General features: G+C 69.8%; 17 protein-coding genes. 2 read left to right on the top strand and 15 right to left on the bottom strand.

Annotation, left to right across the window (positions count from 1 at the left end; all coding sequences use genetic code 11):
- Positions 1-119: 119 nt before the first annotated feature.
- The 9 genes from MRBLWH11_RS06165 to MRBLWH11_RS06125 form a co-directional block, all read right to left on the bottom strand.
- The gene (locus tag MRBLWH11_RS06165; RefSeq protein ID WP_341947143.1) at positions 120-713 is read right to left on the bottom strand and encodes a DUF559 domain-containing protein; all 594 of its coding nucleotides are present in this window, start codon (positions 711-713) and stop codon (positions 120-122) included.
- A 534-nt stretch (positions 714-1,247) separates the two neighbouring features.
- Positions 1,248-1,553: a 30S ribosomal protein S14 gene (gene rpsN / locus MRBLWH11_RS06160; RefSeq protein ID WP_017829734.1), complete on the bottom strand. Its 306-nt coding sequence runs from the start codon at positions 1,551-1,553 to the stop codon at positions 1,248-1,250.
- 3 nt (positions 1,554-1,556) lie between these two features.
- On the bottom strand, positions 1,557-1,727 hold the full coding sequence (gene rpmG / locus MRBLWH11_RS06155) for a 50S ribosomal protein L33 (protein WP_046014935.1): 171 nt from the start codon (positions 1,725-1,727) through the stop codon (positions 1,557-1,559).
- Entirely contained in the window at positions 1,727-1,963 is a 237-nt protein-coding gene (rpmB, locus tag MRBLWH11_RS06150; protein ID WP_017203559.1) for a 50S ribosomal protein L28, read from the bottom strand. Before rpmB ends, rpmG begins: the two co-directional genes overlap by 1 nt.
- Positions 1,964-2,117: 154 nt before the next feature.
- Complete coding sequence (locus tag MRBLWH11_RS06145) at positions 2,118-2,831, bottom strand: DNA-3-methyladenine glycosylase (protein WP_341947142.1); 714 nt, start codon at positions 2,829-2,831, stop codon at positions 2,118-2,120.
- A gap of 20 nt (positions 2,832-2,851) precedes the next feature.
- Positions 2,852-4,729 carry an Ig-like domain-containing protein gene (locus MRBLWH11_RS06140; protein WP_243408755.1) on the bottom strand — a complete coding sequence of 626 codons (1,878 nt, stop codon included), beginning with the start codon at positions 4,727-4,729 and terminating at the stop codon, positions 2,852-2,854.
- Positions 4,719-5,537 carry a TIGR03943 family protein gene (locus MRBLWH11_RS06135; protein WP_116633538.1) on the bottom strand — a complete coding sequence of 273 codons (819 nt, stop codon included), beginning with the start codon at positions 5,535-5,537 and terminating at the stop codon, positions 4,719-4,721. Before MRBLWH11_RS06135 ends, MRBLWH11_RS06140 begins: the two co-directional genes overlap by 11 nt.
- Entirely contained in the window at positions 5,530-6,576 is a 1,047-nt protein-coding gene (locus MRBLWH11_RS06130; RefSeq protein WP_116633537.1) for a permease, read from the bottom strand. The genes MRBLWH11_RS06135 and MRBLWH11_RS06130 overlap by 8 nt, the downstream gene beginning before the upstream one ends.
- Positions 6,573-6,989, bottom strand: a complete 417-nt coding sequence (locus MRBLWH11_RS06125) for a transcriptional repressor (RefSeq protein ID WP_116633536.1) — start codon at positions 6,987-6,989, stop codon at positions 6,573-6,575. The genes MRBLWH11_RS06130 and MRBLWH11_RS06125 overlap by 4 nt, the downstream gene beginning before the upstream one ends.
- Positions 6,990-7,107: 118 nt before the next feature.
- On the opposite strand from MRBLWH11_RS06125, the gene MRBLWH11_RS06120 reads away from it, so the two are divergent.
- Positions 7,108-8,409, top strand: coding sequence for a GNAT family N-acetyltransferase (locus MRBLWH11_RS06120; protein ID WP_341947141.1), 1,302 nt, complete (start codon positions 7,108-7,110; stop codon positions 8,407-8,409).
- Positions 8,410-8,444: 35 nt separating this feature from the next.
- Here the strand turns inward: MRBLWH11_RS06120 and MRBLWH11_RS06115 are convergent, their stop codons facing one another.
- The 5 genes from MRBLWH11_RS06115 to MRBLWH11_RS06095 all read right to left on the bottom strand — a co-directional run bounded on the left by MRBLWH11_RS06115 (position 8,445) and on the right by MRBLWH11_RS06095 (position 11,988).
- A complete protein-coding gene (locus MRBLWH11_RS06115; protein ID WP_341947140.1) occupies positions 8,445-8,807 on the bottom strand; it encodes a DUF5615 family PIN-like protein in 363 nt (120 codons plus the stop codon).
- On the bottom strand, positions 8,794-9,216 hold the full coding sequence (locus MRBLWH11_RS06110; protein WP_341947139.1) for a hypothetical protein: 423 nt from the start codon (positions 9,214-9,216) through the stop codon (positions 8,794-8,796). The genes MRBLWH11_RS06115 and MRBLWH11_RS06110 overlap by 14 nt, the downstream gene beginning before the upstream one ends.
- A gap of 65 nt (positions 9,217-9,281) precedes the next feature.
- A complete protein-coding gene (locus MRBLWH11_RS06105) occupies positions 9,282-10,130 on the bottom strand; it encodes a metal ABC transporter permease (RefSeq protein WP_341947808.1) in 849 nt (282 codons plus the stop codon).
- Between the two features lie 23 nt (positions 10,131-10,153).
- Positions 10,154-11,008, bottom strand: coding sequence for a metal ABC transporter ATP-binding protein (locus tag MRBLWH11_RS06100; RefSeq protein ID WP_116633532.1), 855 nt, complete (start codon positions 11,006-11,008; stop codon positions 10,154-10,156).
- Entirely contained in the window at positions 11,005-11,988 is a 984-nt protein-coding gene (locus tag MRBLWH11_RS06095; RefSeq protein WP_341947138.1) for a zinc ABC transporter substrate-binding protein, read from the bottom strand. The genes MRBLWH11_RS06100 and MRBLWH11_RS06095 overlap by 4 nt, the downstream gene beginning before the upstream one ends.
- 135 nt (positions 11,989-12,123) lie before the next feature.
- On the opposite strand from MRBLWH11_RS06095, the gene MRBLWH11_RS06090 reads away from it, so the two are divergent.
- On the top strand, positions 12,124-13,008 hold the full coding sequence (locus MRBLWH11_RS06090; RefSeq protein WP_341947137.1) for a CPBP family intramembrane glutamic endopeptidase: 885 nt from the start codon (positions 12,124-12,126) through the stop codon (positions 13,006-13,008).
- Positions 13,009-13,053: 45 nt separating this feature from the next.
- Here MRBLWH11_RS06090 and MRBLWH11_RS06085 read toward each other — a convergent pair whose 3' ends face one another.
- Positions 13,054-14,736 (bottom strand): glycoside hydrolase family 13 protein, encoded by a 1,683-nt coding sequence (locus MRBLWH11_RS06085; protein ID WP_341947136.1) that lies wholly within the window; start codon positions 14,734-14,736, stop codon positions 13,054-13,056.
- Positions 14,737-14,800 lie beyond the last annotated feature (64 nt).

Genomic DNA, 14,800 nt, shown 5'->3' with positions numbered 1-14,800 from the left:
CCGCGCGCTTACCGCACCTTGTCGGGCGGAGATCTCATCGATGGGCGGAGGTTTGCGAATGCATCCTCCGCCCATCGGCGAGATCTCCGCCCGACTCGATGTAAGGCATCGCGAACGCATCAGGCTGCACGGTGAAGCCGCTGCCCGATGGCGGCGAGGATGGTCCGCTGCACCCACGGCCACTGATTCATGAGCTGGTCGTAGCCGATGCGGATCACGTGATAACCATGCAGCGTCAACAGAGCATCGTGCGCGATGTCACTGGAGCGCTGCGCGCCGACGTGGTGACCTCCGTCGACCTGGACTATGAGGCGCTCGCCGATCAGGAAGTCCACCCGGTGTCCCAGAATCCACACCTGCGGGGTGATCGCCAGGTCGAGCCAGGCGAGCCGCGTGAGGAAGATCGTCTCGGTGCCCGAGTCGGCGAACGGTCGCGCTTCCTCGACCAGCCGACGGGCGACGGGCGGCAACGGGGCTCGCTCGAGCTCCGCTGGATCGACCAGCCTCTGCCTGAAGGCCGACTCCCATGTCGCCAAGGCGCTCTCGTACGGTTGGCACCGGGCAAGGATCACCAACGCGTTCTCGAGCGAGTCCTCGCAGGAATCCGGATCGCGAGGGAAGGTCGGCGCGTTCCAATGGATGACTCCGCGCGCAGCCGACGCGTGGCCTGACCGCGGTGGCGCCGCGAGATGGGGCCGCGAATCGTCGAGCACCCACAGCCCCTTGCGAGCGGCGAGCGTCACGCAGCTGAGCACGACCCCCCCGTCGTGCCGCGGCCACCAGCATCCCATCGGCTCCGCGCAATGCGACCCAGCCCCGGCACACCGAGAAGATCAGCCCTCGTTCTCGCGCTCGACGCAGATCGTGATCGCTGACGCCGACTCGCCGAAGCGTTCTGACTCTCGCTACCCCATCGCGCGCCCGCAGCGCAGATACCGGATCCATGGGTGCCGATATTGCCCGGCGTGCGCATCTCCTGCGGAGCTTCGCCCGTCGCTCCGCGGAGCATGTGCAGAGCTGAGTGACAGCGCCCACTGTGGACGAGAAGTCGGAGGCTCACCGTCGGGAGAAGACACCGCGTCCGGCGGAAGCTGCCGCCTCGATCTTCAGCCCGAGGCTGCGAAGTCAGCCCGACACCGCGCCGCTGCGCGCGGGATGCGGATGCGGATGCGGATGCCGCAGGGGCCTGACCCGGAACGCGAAAAGGGGCGAGGATCCGAAGATCCTCGCCCCTTTTCAGCGGGTGCTTACCAGCTCGACTTGGTCACGCCGGGCAGCTCGCCACGGTGTGCCATGTCACGGAAGCGGACACGCGAGATGCCGAACTTCGTGAGGACACCGCGGGGGCGGCCGTCGATGACGTCGCGCGAACGCACGCGAGCAGGCGACGCGTTGCGCGGCAGCTTCTGCAGGCCGACGCGTGCGGCCTCGCGGGCCTCGTCGGTGGCGTTCGGGTCGACCAGGGTCTTCTTCAGCTCGGCGCGACGCTCGGCGTAACGCTCCACGATGACCTTGCGCTGCTCGTTGCGAGCGATCTTGCTCTTCTTAGCCATTGATCAACGCTCCTCTCGGAATTCGACGTGCTTGCGGACGACCGGGTCGTACTTCTTCAGCACGAGGCGGTCGGGGGTGTTGCGGCGGTTCTTCTTGGTCACGTACGTGTAACCCGTACCCGCCGTCGAACGCAGCTTGATGATCGGACGGACGTCCTGAGCCTTCTTGGCCATTAGAGCTTCACACCCTTCGCCTGGAGGTCCTTGACCACGTTCTCGATGCCGCGGACGTCGATCACCTTGATGCCCTTGGCGGACACGTTGAGCGTGATCTTACGGCCGAGCGACGGCACGAAATAGGTCTTCTTCTGCACGTTCGGGTCGAAGCGGCGCTTCGTCCGGCGGTGCGAGTGCGAGACGTTGTGACCGAAACCGGGAACAGCTCCGGTCACCTGGCACACTGCTGCCATGATGGTGACTCCTTCTCTACCGTGGGGCCGGACGGCCCCACCCAAGATCCCTTGTCTGCACGCCGCGGGCCCTTCGACTCCTTCGACAAGCTCAGGAACCGAGAAAACCCAACCGGCACGCGAACTGCGCACAGGAGTGTGCGCAGACAAAGAGTCAGTCTAGCACGCCGGAAGAGGCCGCCTGCGCCCCGCGTCCCCAGCGGAACGGCGACACCGTCGGATCCCCGTCGAGCCAGAACCGCCACGGGAAGGCGTCCGTTCCGGCGACGCCGGCCACGCCGACACGAGGGCCGGTGGCGATGTCGGTGCGGCGCTCCGCGAGCCACAGCTCCGCCCGCGCGCCGTGCTGTTCCGCGCCGGTGATCGCGTCGATCCCGTCATGCAGCGGATGCCGAAGGCCCACGGCCTGCCCGAGCCGACCGGGTCCTCGCGCGAGATCGCGCAGCGCCGTGCGTCCGAGCGGCAGTGTCGCGCCACGGCGCCGGGCTGCGGCATCCGTCCCGAAGACGACCTCGCCGGCGCGGAGCAGCACCCCGTCGCCCTGCCCCTCGGGACCGGCGACGACGTTGACGCAGGAATGGATGCCGTGGCTCAGATACACGTACAGATGCCCGGGTTCGCCCCACATCGTGGCGTTGCGCGCCGTCCGCCCCATGCGCGCATGCGAGCCGGGGTCGGGCAGCGCCCCTGTTCCCTGCCCGTGATAGGCCTCGACCTCGGTGATGCGCAGGCGCACCTCGACGGGGTCGGCACCGGGTGCCGTGAGCACCGTGCGCAGCTCCGCGTCGAGCAGACGAGGCGCGACATCGACCGCCGAGCCGCTCAGCTCCGCGCGCGTGGCGCGACGCCGCGCATCGTGGTCGGTCATCTCAGAGCCGCGAGCCCATCTCAGAACCGCGGAGCCGTCTGGCACCAGGAGGCGTCGAAGCCCGTGAGAGCGACGAGCTCCTTGCCGGAATCCATGTCGATGAGGTGCGTCTCGACGTTCTCGGGCAGCGGCAGGAGCATCCCGTCGTACGGGTTGTTCGCCATGTCGGCGGCGAGGGCCACCGCGGCGTACTGTCCGCTCGGCGATGCGCAGGCCTGGAGGATCCGGTCGGACGAGCCGACCTCGACCAGCGGCGTCGCCGTGCCGTCCTCGTCCACGCGGATGACCGCCTGCCCCACCGGGATGCCGTTCGCGTCGCGCTGCACGACATGGCGGAGAGTGCCGCCGGGGAAGGGGGTGATCGAGGTCGCCGTGCCGTAGTCGGGATCGGATGCCGCGAGCGGCGCCTCCGACCCGTCGGCGAGGTTGATCTCCACCACGGAGCCGTCGACGCGCTCCACGATCGCGGTGTACGTTCCGCGGGAGATCCCCTGGATCGTGGACGCGAGTCCCAGCGACTGCACTCCCGCATCGGTCGAACGGTCGACGAGCGACAGCGCACCGTCGAAGTCGATGAACAGCACGGCGGCGCTGTCGGGGACGAACTGCCAGACGAAGACGCTCGCCTCGGCGTCGCCGACCTCGATGATCTGCGGATCGTCGTCCCCGCTCAGCGACTGGGTGACGAGCACGCTGGCACGGCCCTCGGTGTCGCTGAGCTCGCGGTCCGAGTAGCTGTAGCCGACGAGCCCGCCGCGCTCGGAGACCTGGATCGCCCCGACGAATCCCACGCCGGGGAGTTTCAGCTCGCGCTCGTCCGTGCCGTCGCGGTCCATCACGAGCAGCCGGGAGCCGTCGTCTTCCGCGACGGAGACGACCAGCTGGGTCGACGTCGCCCGGAAGTCGTTGATCTCCTCGTGCGAGAACACGGGCACGGCGTTCTCGCCGCTGAGGTCGGTGCGGAAGATGGTGTCATCGCCGGAGGCGTCTCGCCGGAGCAGGAAGATGTTCGAGGCCGGGGTCGTGAACGTCGTGCGGAGGTCGGTCGACGGCCCGCCGCCCCTTCCCGCGACATCGGCGACGCGCACCGTGTACTTCGTCGACTCGTCGAGCGGCACGGTGAAGCGGATGCCGACTCCGCGGCCGGACGCGTCGACCGTGAACGGCACCGCGGGCTCGACCGTGACCTGTTCGGGGTCGATGTCGGCGAGCGCCTGGTTCGCGGTGATGATGACTCGGCTGCCCGAGGACTCGATCGCCTGCGCCGGATCGACCTGCACCTCGGAGATGCGCGGTCCCTGCAGGAGGCTGACGATGCCGAGGCCGGTTCCGACCAGCACCAGCACGCCGAGGACGGCGCCGAGGGCGATGAGGAAGCGGCGCGGGTTCCGCACCGGCCCGCGAGGGACCGATGTCGCGGTGTCGGTCCCCGGGACGGGTCGTGGGGCAGCGTCCGGGGCGACCGGCGTCAGCCCGGCCAGCACCGACTCGGGGGCGACGGGAACCGCGGAAACCGCGTCCCTCTCGAGCCCTTCACCGAGGTCGGCCGCGACAGCCGCCTCGACATCCTCCTGAGCAGTCGCCTCGACATCCTCCCGAGCCGCGGCTTCGAAGGCGGCCATCTTCCGGGCAGCGGCTTCCTGCTCGGCGATCTCGCGCTCACCGGCCAGGCGAACAGCCTCACGGGCAGCCGCCTCCCGGGCAGCCGCTTCTCGAACAGCCGCCTCGTCCGCGCCGGCATCCGGCTGTTCGGCGCTCCGTTCGGTCTGCTCCGCGGGCGCGGCCGCGCGAGTGATCCGCTCCGCCTCCGCGGCCTCTGCGGCCTCACGGGCGGCGCGCATCTCCGCGCGCGTGCGCGGGACGGCGGGGATCTCCGGCCGCTCGTCCTCAGTACTCATACGGATCCCCCGGCTCATCGATCGCGACGACGTCGGTCGGCTCGATGTGGAGGTCGCCGTCGGCATCCGCTCTGACGGTTCCGGTGATCTCGACCCACTGGCCGGTGGGGTACTCGTCGGGATCGACCGAGACCGGCAGGGTGGCGGTCTGCGCGTCGATCACGCAGTGCGTGATGACCAGACGGGTGAGGTTCACGCCGTCGTCGCCCGAAGCACCGGGCGTGACGAAGCCGGTGAGGGTGACCGCGGCCCCGTCGTACGCGGTCGTGTTCGTCGCGGTGGCGAAGACGCTCGCCCAGTCGCCGATGCCGAAGGTCGTGGTGTCCGCGACGCCGAGAGCGACGGTGTCGGCCCCGGCGAAGAGTGCGGTCTGCTCCCCCGCGCGCGACATCGCCAGTTCCACCGACAGCGACGCCGGCGGCAGCACGAGGGCGGCGGCGACCACGCCCGTGGCGACGACTCCGCCGGTGACCGCGCCGACGGCGGCGAGGGTTCGCCGGGGCGAGGCCGCCGGTCGCGGCGCGTCATGCGCGTCGTCTGCGGCATCCGCTCCGTGCCCGTGATCGTGGCCGTGCCCGTGATCGTGGTCGCCCTCCTCGCCGAGGGGAAGCGCGAACGACCAGATCGCTCCGGCCAGGGTCACGACGGCCGCGGCGCACGCGAACCACACCGATTCGGGGCTGATGTAGAGGGTCAGCCGTCCGGTGATGCCGAGACCGAGCGTGACGACGGCGATGACCGCGGCAAGGCCGACGCCGAGCCAGCGCGTGCCGAGGGCCCGCGCTCGCGATGTCGTCTGCTCAGACAAGGACGTTCACCCCGATCCCGATCGCGAAGGCCGCCGCCACCACGACGCCGACGATGCCGGCCAGTGTGCGTCCGGTGAACGTGGTGCGCATGAGCGCGAGCATCTTGATGTCGACGAGCGGCCCGACCAGCAGGAACGCGACCAGCGCGCCGGACGAGAACGTCGACGCGAAGGACAGGGCGAAGAACGCGTCGACGTTCGAGCAGATGGCGACGGTCATCGCGAGCACCATCATGGCGACGATCGAGAGCACCGGATTCGATCCGATCGCGAGGAGCATGTCACGCGGGATGAGCACCTGCACGGCTCCGGCGAGCGCGGATCCGATCACGAGCGCGGGCATGACGGCACGCAGCTCGACGAGGAACTGCGTGAGGCTGCGGCGCACCGGCGTGCCCGGCTCGTGCGTGACACGGTCGCACGTGTCGACGAAGCGCTGCGTCAGCAGGGAGTCGGGCGACGGATGCCGGCTATAGATCCAGCCGATGAGGTTGGCGATCAGGTACCCGCCGACGAGGCGGGCGATGAGGATGCCGCCGTCCCACCCGAATGCCGCATGGGTGGTGAGGATCACGATCGGATTGACGATCGGCGCGGCGATGAGGAACGTCAGCGCCTCGGCCGGAGCGAGCCCGCGCATCATGAGGCCGCGCGCGAACGGCACGTTGCCGCACTCGCAGACCGGGATCAGCATCCCGAGCAGCGACAGCACCGCACGACGTGCCCAGGCGCGCTTCGGCAGCCACCGGTGGATGACGTCGGCCGGGAGCCAGACCTGCACCACGATCGAGAGCAGAACGCCGAGGACCACGAACGGCAGAGCCTCGATGAGCACGCTGAGGGCGAGCGTGAGCCCGTCCTGCGCGCGGGTCGGCAGCGACGCGGGGAAGAGGGACGGCAGGAATCGGTCGACGAGGAAGAGCGCCGCGATGATCGCGACGCCGAGGCCGAGGCCGACCCACGCGGAACGCGGCGAGCGTGTCGGGCGGTGCGCGTGCGTATGCCCCGGGCGGGTCGCCGTGCCTGCCGAGGGGCTCACGCGTTCGCTGCCCGTTCGGCGTCGCGCTTGTTCGTGCAGGGCGTGCACAGTCCGAAGATGTCGACCACGTGCGCGGCTTCGGTGAACCCGTGGAGAGCGGCGGTGCGGTGCGCCCACTGCTCGACGTCCTTCGCCTCGATCTCGACCGTCAGACCGCAGGAACGGCAGATGAGGTGGTGGTGGTGGGCCTGGGTGGTGCAGGCGCGATAGAGCGCCTCGCCCTCCGGACTCTGCAGCGAGTCGGCGTCGCCGGATGCGGCGAGTCCGGCGAGCGCGCGGTACACGGTCGCGAGTCCGATCCCGGTGTTGTCGTCACGCAGCGCGGCGTGCAGGTTCTGCGCGCTCACGAAACCACGCGCGTCGGCGAGCGCTTCGCGCACGCGTTCGCGCTGCCAGGTGTTCCGTTGAGCCATGGGACAAGTCTAGGCGGCGGGGGTTGGCGAGGGCTGGGAGCGTCTCGTATTACGCACCCGTCTGGGTGATGGCGCACCGCGCCGGTATCGTGGCGGCATCCGAGACGAGGGAGTCCCGATGACCGGCTGGCGACTGCGCGAGTTCCACAACGACGATCTGGGCGGCATCCTCCATCTCTGGGAGGAGCTGAAGCGCTCGGGTTCCGAGCCGGTGTACGACCTCAGCGAGGTCGTCGCCTCCTGCCAGAAGGATCACGCGATCGTCGCGGTCCACGGCGACGAGGTGATCGCGGCCGTGGTGGGACGTGCGGCCCACGATCAGGGCTGGGTGGTGTTCTTCGCCATCGACGACGCCTGGCGCGATCGCGGGATCGGATCGGCGCTGCTCGCCGCGCTCGAGAAGAGCATGGCCCCGTACGGCCTGACCAAGCTGTCTGCTCTGATGCCCGAGGTCGAGACGCGTCTGGCGGCGTTCGACGCCCGGGGATTCGAGCAGAAGCATCACCTCCGCTACTTCGAGCGCCGCATCCCCGTGCAGCGGCAGGAGCTCACCTCGCTCGCCGAGCTGGGCGGCCGGCAGATGCCGCGCGACCTGTGGGAATCGGTGTCGGGTATGCGTCGCGAGAAGGACATCCTCGAGCAGAGACTCGTGCTGCCGCTGGCCGAGCAGGATCTCGCCGAGAGCTTCGGCGTCGTGCCCCCGCGCGCGGTGGTGCTGTTCGGCCCTCCCGGCACCGGCAAGACCACGTTCGCCAAGGCCATCGCCTCGCGGCTCGAATGGTCGTTCGTCGAGGTGTTCCCCTCGCGCCTCGCGGCCGACCCGAAGGGGCTGGCGGGGGCGCTGCGCGAGACCTTCACCAAGATCTCGGAGCTCGAGCACGCGGTGGTCTTCATCGACGAGGTCGAGGAGATCGCGGCCCAGCGCTCCGGGGAGCCGCCGTCGCCGCTGCAGGGCGTGACGAACGAGCTGCTGAAGATCATCCCGGCGTTCCGCGAGCAGCCCGGCCGCCTGCTGGTGTGCGCGACGAACTTCATCCGCGCCCTCGACAGCGCGTTCCTGCGCCACGGCCGGTTCGACTACGTGATCCCGATCGGGCTGCCCGACCGTGCCGCGCGTGCCGCCATCTGGAGCCGCTACATCCCCGACATCACCCGCGATGTCGTCGACATCGACGTGCTCGTCCAGCGCACCGACGGATTCTCGCCGGCCGACATCGAGTTCGCCGCCCGCAGCGCCTCGCAGCGGGCGTTCGAGGCGGCTGTCGGGTCACGGACGCCGGGCATCGCGGACGCGGCAGCGGATGCCGTCGGCCCGAGCACGCAGGACTACCTCGACGCGATCGCCGGCACGCGCACGACGGTGTCGCCGGAGACCGCCGCCCAGTTCCTCGAGGACATCGAGGCGCTCGCCCGGGTGTGAGCGGCGGGGTCCGCTCCTGATCCGACGATTCGCTTTCACAACCACCACACGAAGGACGGCTCACCGCTCGACGAAGGCGGCGCCGCCGCAAAGGCGATCAGGGCCAGCCTCAGACCTTCGAGCCCATGCCGGTTCCGAGGGAAGCGCCTGTGGTGGCTGAAGACGACTCCGCCGTGCTCAGGGATGCGATGCATGGCGAGCGCGAAGGTATTCACATCCTCGGTGATCACGAGCCGATGCTCATCGGTGGCGACCTGGAGGACGGTCGTGTCGGGGGCGCCGACAAGGTCCTCCCGCTCGACGACGGCTTCTGCGTCGATGCCTCCGTCGCGAAGCGCGTCGGCCAACCACGCCGGGTAATGCTCGTCGAGGAGAAATCGGACGTCAGGCGGCGTCAATCGCGCGGCGCCTCTCCCAGGCCGCGAGCGCCTCGTCTTGGGCAGCGCGATGCCGCTCGATCACGCCGTCGATCTCAGCGCGAAAGTCCGCCCAGTAGCTCAGAGCAGCCTCGATCGACCGCTCCGGCAACCCGAGAACGTCCACCAGCTCGGGAACCCTGCGACTCTCCGGTTCGTGCGCCAGCCATGCTTCCGCGATGGTCCATACCTCGGGTCCGTCGACAAGTCGCGCGCGCCTCTCACCGGTCTCGATCGTGACAAACCGGATGCTGGTGTGCACCTGCATCCTCAACCACTCTTCGACGGCACTGTTGATGACCCCGGACTTCGTCTGACCGGTGAGGTGCACGTATCGGGTCAGGGCCTCATGGACAGGCTCACTGAAGCGAACGTTGGTGGGAGCTACCATGCACTACAGTGTAGCAACCCGCCGCACGCGTAGCGATATTCCCGCCATGCGCATGCCCGCCGCGGTCAGGCCACGCGGCGCACGCGGGCCCGGACGCGCTGCACGATCCAGCACACGACGTAGATCGTGAACGACAGGGTCGTGATGTACGGGCTCACGGGGAGCGTGCCGGCGAGGGCGAGCAGGATGCCGCCGACGGCCGAGACGAAGCCGAACAGCGCGGCGAGCAGCGGCACCGCGACGGGCCCCGCCGTGATGCGCATCGCGGCAGCGGCCGGTGTCACGAGCAGCGCCATGACGAGCAGCGCGCCGATGATGTGCACGCTGACCGCGACGATGAGTCCGAGCAGCACCATGAAGATCAGACTGACGGCACGGGTGGGCACTCCTCGCGCGGCGGCCGACTCCGGGTCGAGCGAGTCGAAGCGCAGCGGGTTCCACATCACGAGCAGCCCGAGCAGCACGACGATGCTGATGCCGATCAGCCAGCCGAGGTCGGGGCTCGAGACCGAGACGATCTGCCCGGTCAGCAGACTGAAGCGGTTGGCGCTGCGCCCGTCGTACAGCGAGAGGAACAGGATGCCGAGGCCGAGGCCGAACGGCATGAGCACGCCGACGATCGAGTTGCGGTCTCTCGCCTTCGCCCCGAGCACGCCGATGAGGATCGCTGCCACGAGTGCTCCGCCGAGCGACCCGGCGACGACGCTGCCGCCGAACAGGAGGGCGGCGGCGGCACCCGCGAACGACAGCTCGCTCACCCCGTGCACCGCGAACGCGAGGTCCCGCTGCATCACGAAGACGCCGATGAGACCGCCGACGATGCCGAGCACGGCGCCGGCGATGATCGAGTTGGCGAGAAGGGCCACGAGCTCGCCGTAGTCCTGGAAGGAGAAGACGTCGCTCCAGTCGACCATCGGCACGAGGCCCGCCGACGCGATCATGCGTCTGCTCCGTGCTCGTGGTCGCCGTGGTCGTGGTGCGGCTCGGCATCCGGTACTCCGACGACGACCAGGCGATCCCCGGCGCGGAGCACGAAGACGGGTGTCCCGTAGAGGTCGGTGAGCACGCGCGTCTGCAGCACCTCTTCCGGGGTGCCGAGGAGGAAGCGCCCGCCCGCGATGTACAGGATCCGGTCGACGCGGTTGAGGATCGGGTTGATGTCGTGCGTGACGAAGAGCACCGCGGCGCCGCGCTCGCGGCGCTGCCGGTCGATGATGTCGGTCACGCCGAGCTGGTTCGCCAGGTCGAGGTTCGACAGCGGCTCGTCGCACAGGAGCAGCGACGGCTCGTCGGCGAGCGCCTGGCCGACGCGCAGCCGCTGCTGCTCGCCGCCGGAGAGCAGGCCGACGCGACGATCGGCGAAGTGCGCGGCGCCCACCGCCTCGAGGAGGCCATCGACCTTGGCCCGGTCGCCGCGGTGCGGGATCGGGAATCCGAAGCGGCTCCCCTGCACGCCGAGCGCCACCAGGTCGCGCGCCCGCATGCTCGTGTCGGGCGCGAGCGAGCGCTGCTGCGGGATGTAGCCGATGCGCGCGTTGCCGCGGTGCACGGGCTGACCCGCGACGGTGATCGTCCCCGACGACAGAGGCTGGAGACCCAGGATGCTGCGCAGCAGCGTGGTCTTGCCGGATCCCGACGGGCCGAGCACGGCGATGAACTCGCCCGGCTCCACCCTCAGGTCGAGCCCCGACCACAGCTCACGGTCCCCGCGGTGGAGGGCGGCGCCGGAGATCTCCAGCACCGGGCGGTCGCCCGAGTCGGGCCCCTGACCCTCTCGACCGGGCGCCGTCACGGCTGGACGGCGGCGGCGAGGCTCTTGATCGCGTCACGCATCCACTCAGAGTACGACGATCCGTCCTCCAGGAGCTCGGTGAAGGCCACGACCGGGATGCCGGCGTCGTTCGCGGCCGTCTCCACGCGGTCCGTCTCGGCACCGCCGGTCTGCGCGTTGGTGAGCAGCGCGGTGACCTCGCCGCTGTCGATCACGTTCAGCGCCTCCAGCAGCACGGCAGGGGCGACATCCGTGCCCTCCTCGACGGCCTCGGCGAAGCCCTCGGGGGTGACGTCGGTCAGTCCGGCGGCTGCGGCGATGTAGCCGGGGAGCGGCTCGGTCATGAAGACCTTCGCGCCGGCGGCCTCCGTCTTGATCGTCTCGAGGTCGGTCTCGAACCCTTCCAGCTCGGCGACGATCGCGTGGGCCGCAGCGGTGAAGTCGGCCTTGCCCTCGGGGTCGAGCTCCGCCAGGTCGGCCGCGATGTCCTCCACGACGTGGATCATCGTGTGCGGGTCGAACCACACGTGCTCGTTGAAGCCTTCGATGTGGTTGTGACCCTCGTGACCCTCTTCGCCCTCGGCGTGATCGTGGTCGTGCTCCTCCGCGTCGGCGTCGCCCTCCTCATGGCCTTCGTTGCCGGGGAAGTCGTGCGAGAACTCGACGGCCGTGAGCACCTCGGCATCCGATCCGTCGAGCAGGTCGTCGATGAACGCGTCGTAGCCGCCGCCGTTCTCGATCACGAGGTCGGCCTTCTGCACGGTCAGGCGATCGCGGGCGGTCGCCTCGTAGGAGTGCGGGTCCTGCGTCACGGAGGTGATGATCGAGGTCACGTCGACGCGGTCGCCGCCGATCTGCGCGGCGAGCGAGCCGTAGACGTTGGTGCTCGCCACGACCTGGACCTTGCCGTCTTCGCTCCCGCCCGCGGCGGGGGTGGAGCATCCGGCGAGCGCGAGAGCGGCGACGGATGCGAGGGCGAGAGCGGCGAAGGGCTTGTGCATGCTCTCACTCTACGTGCTAATGAGAACCATTATCAACTCGGGACGGCGGTGCCGTTCACAGCCGGTCGGAGTGACGTGGAAGCCGCCTCACTAGGCTCGGGCCTTTCTCACCCCAGCCGACCTTTCGGAGTTCAGATGACCATCCCTCCCCGCACCCGCCGCTCCCCCGCCCTGCCGCTCCCCCTCGAAGGGCGTGCCCTCCGACCCACGGCGCCCCTCGCAACGGTCTATGTGCTGGTGTGGCTCATCGCCCCACTCGTCCTGCTCCTCGCGATGCCGTTCGGGGGGAAGCCTCCCGAGCCCAATGCGAGCGACGTCTTCGGGCTGCTCACCGATCAGAGGGCGCTTGCCGACTACTTCTTCGACGGCCCCGCGTACGAGGTCCTCGTGATCGTGGCGATCATCACCGTCGCCGGATGGTGGCGGGTGCTGCAGTTCGAGCCGACACCGCTGCGCCCGCGTGCGTTCGCCATCGTTCCGTGGGCGACCGCGTGCGCATTCGCCCTGACGGCGATCCTCGGCATCGCCGCGACACCGGAACCTTCGGGTTCTCTCATCGTCCTGCAGGTGATCGCCATGGGCGGCATCGTCTTCCAGGAGGAGATCGGGTGGCGCGGAGTGGTGCTCGTCGGGTTGCGCGGCTCACGCGTGCCGGAATGGGCCGTGTGGCTGATCACGTCGGCGGGATTCGCGGCGATGCACCTGCTGAACCTGATCTCGGGGGCTGACCTGCCGTCGACGCTCAGCCAGCTGCTGTTCACGTTCGTGCTCGGCACCGCCTGCTACCTCGCACGACGGGCCGGGGGTCTCTGGCTCGCGATCGCCGTGCACTTCACGAACAACTTCCTCCAGATGGCCGCGCAGGGCAGTGCCGGATCGCCGCTCTTCGGAGTGCTGAACGCCTTCGCCGCCATCGGACAGATCCTGCTCTTCCTGTCGGTGCCGGCGACGATCATCGTCCTGATCCTCGAGGCCCGACGCGCGCGCCGTGCCGCGCCGGCCGCTGTGCCAGAGGCGTGAAGGAGGGGGAGCGACTCATCACGAGCCGCTCCCCCTCTCGCGCGATCAGCCGACGAGACCCGCCGGCGCGATCCAGACCGTCGTCTCTCCCGGAACGGCCCCGTCGACGACCTCGCCCAGTACGACGTCAGCGGCATCCGCCCCGAGGTCGAACGGCTCGACGCCGAAGTTCGTCACGACCTGCCACCCGTTGGGGCGGGCGAAGCGCAGCACGTCATCGCGTCCGGTCTCGATCCACTCCAGACGTTCCTCAGCCTGCAGCACATGCCGCAGGCGCAGCGCCTCTCGGTAGAGGGAGAGCGTCGATGTCGGGTCGGCCGCCTCGACGTCGACCGCGTACTCCGCGAACCAGGAGGGCTGCGGGAGGTGCGCGTCACCCGAGCCGAAACCGAAGGAAGAGCCGGATGCCGTCCACGGCAGCGGCACGCGGCATCCGTCTCGCCCGAGTCCGTCGAACGCCTCCTCGCGCAGGAACGCCGGGTCCTGGCGCTGCTCGGGCGCGATCTGCGCGACCTCGTGCAGCCCGAGCTCCTCGCCCTGGTAGAGGTAGGTGCTGCCGGGAAGGCCGAGCAGCATCAGGGTCGCGGCGTGCGCACGGCGCAGCCCGCCCTCGCGGTCGAGCTGGTCCGACGGGCCGCCCGCGGCGACCCACTCCGTGCCCTGCTTGACCGCGCGGCCGCGCAGCGACGGCAGCCCATAGCGGGTGGCGTGCCGGGTCACGTCGTGGTTCGACAGCACCCAGGTCGTCGACGAACCGCTCGCCTGCGCCTGCTCGAGGTTCTCGGTGATGACGTCGCGGAAGTCCTCGGCGACGAACTCGGCGACGAGCAGGTCGAAGTTGAACGCCTGCCCGAGCCCTTCGGCCGAGGCGTAGCGGGCGCGGCGCTCCGGGGTCTCGACCCAGGCCTCGGCGACCGCGGTGCGCGGCGGATCGTACTCGTCGAACACCGCACGCCACTCGGCGTAGATCTCGTGCACCTCGTCGCGATCGAGGAGCGGATGCCGGCCCGACGTGCGATCCATCGCATCGAGCTCGGCCTGACTCGGCAGCGGCTCGGTGAGGTCCTTCGTGAGCATGTGGGCGACGTCGATGCGGAAGCCGTCGACTCCGCGGTCCGACCAGAAGCGCAGCGTCTCGAGGAAGTCGGCGCGCACCTCCGGGTGATCCCAGTTCAGATCGGGCTGCTCCACCGCGAAGCTGTGCAGGTACCACTGCCCGTCCTCGACACGCTCCCAGGCGCTGCCGCCGAACGCCGCGCCCCAGTCCGTCGGCGGCTCGGATCCCTCGGGACCTGCCCCCTCGCGGAAGATGTAGCGCTCGCGCGCCGCCGAACCGCGGCCCGCGACGAGCGCCTCCTGGAACCACACGTGCAGATCGGAGCTGTGGTTCGGCACGATGTCGACCACGACCCGGATGCCGCGGGCATGCAGCGCCTCGACCATCGCGTCGAAGTCGTCGAGCGTTCCGAGGCGGGGATCGACGTTCCGGTAGTCGGCCACGTCGTAGCCGCCGTCGGCGAGCGCCGAGGGGTAGAACGGGCTCAGCCACACCGCGTCGATGCCGAGGTCTCTGAGATAGTCGGCGCGGGAGACGATGCCGGGGATGTCACCCAGCCCGTCGCCGTTCGCGTCGGCGAAGCTCCGCGGATAGATCTGGTACACGGCGGCCTGCCGCCACCAGGCGGCGGAATCGGCCTTGCGGGTCTCGACGAGAAGCGCGTCGGTCATGAGGGGAGAACTCCTTCTTTCTTGTTGCGGTCGGTGGCCCTTCGACGGGCTCAGGGACCCATGG

This window comes from Microbacterium sp. LWH11-1.2 (genome assembly GCF_038397745.1).
Lineage (GTDB): Bacteria > Actinomycetota > Actinomycetes > Actinomycetales > Microbacteriaceae > Microbacterium.
Note: the sequence above shows the minus strand (reverse complement) of the source record. Positions and strands in the feature narration are given on the sequence as shown.

Bases quoted from the DNA above. Each gene is read 5' to 3' on its own strand.
- rpsN (WP_017829734.1), bottom strand. From the start codon at position 1,553: ATGGCTAAGAAGAGCAAGATCGCTCGCAACGAGCAGCGCAAGGTCATC.
- MRBLWH11_RS06090 (WP_341947137.1), top strand. From the start codon at position 12,124: ATGACCATCCCTCCCCGCACCCGCCGCTCCCCCGCCCTGCCGCTCCCC.
- MRBLWH11_RS06140 (WP_243408755.1), bottom strand. From the start codon at position 4,729: ATGAGTACTGAGGACGAGCGGCCGGAGATCCCCGCCGTCCCGCGCACG.
- MRBLWH11_RS06110 (WP_341947139.1), bottom strand. From the start codon at position 9,216: ATGGTAGCTCCCACCAACGTTCGCTTCAGTGAGCCTGTCCATGAGGCC.
- rpmB (WP_017203559.1), bottom strand. From the start codon at position 1,963: ATGGCAGCAGTGTGCCAGGTGACCGGAGCTGTTCCCGGTTTCGGTCAC.
- MRBLWH11_RS06120 (WP_341947141.1), top strand. From the start codon at position 7,108: ATGACCGGCTGGCGACTGCGCGAGTTCCACAACGACGATCTGGGCGGC.
- MRBLWH11_RS06145 (WP_341947142.1), bottom strand. From the start codon at position 2,831: ATGACCGACCACGATGCGCGGCGTCGCGCCACGCGCGCGGAGCTGAGC.
- MRBLWH11_RS06095 (WP_341947138.1), bottom strand. From the start codon at position 11,988: ATGCACAAGCCCTTCGCCGCTCTCGCCCTCGCATCCGTCGCCGCTCTC.
- MRBLWH11_RS06085 (WP_341947136.1), bottom strand. From the start codon at position 14,736: ATGACCGACGCGCTTCTCGTCGAGACCCGCAAGGCCGATTCCGCCGCC.
- MRBLWH11_RS06105 (WP_341947808.1), bottom strand. From the start codon at position 10,130: ATGGTCGACTGGAGCGACGTCTTCTCCTTCCAGGACTACGGCGAGCTC.
- MRBLWH11_RS06125 (WP_116633536.1), bottom strand. From the start codon at position 6,989: ATGGCTCAACGGAACACCTGGCAGCGCGAACGCGTGCGCGAAGCGCTC.
- rpmG (WP_046014935.1), bottom strand. From the start codon at position 1,727: ATGGCCAAGAAGGCTCAGGACGTCCGTCCGATCATCAAGCTGCGTTCG.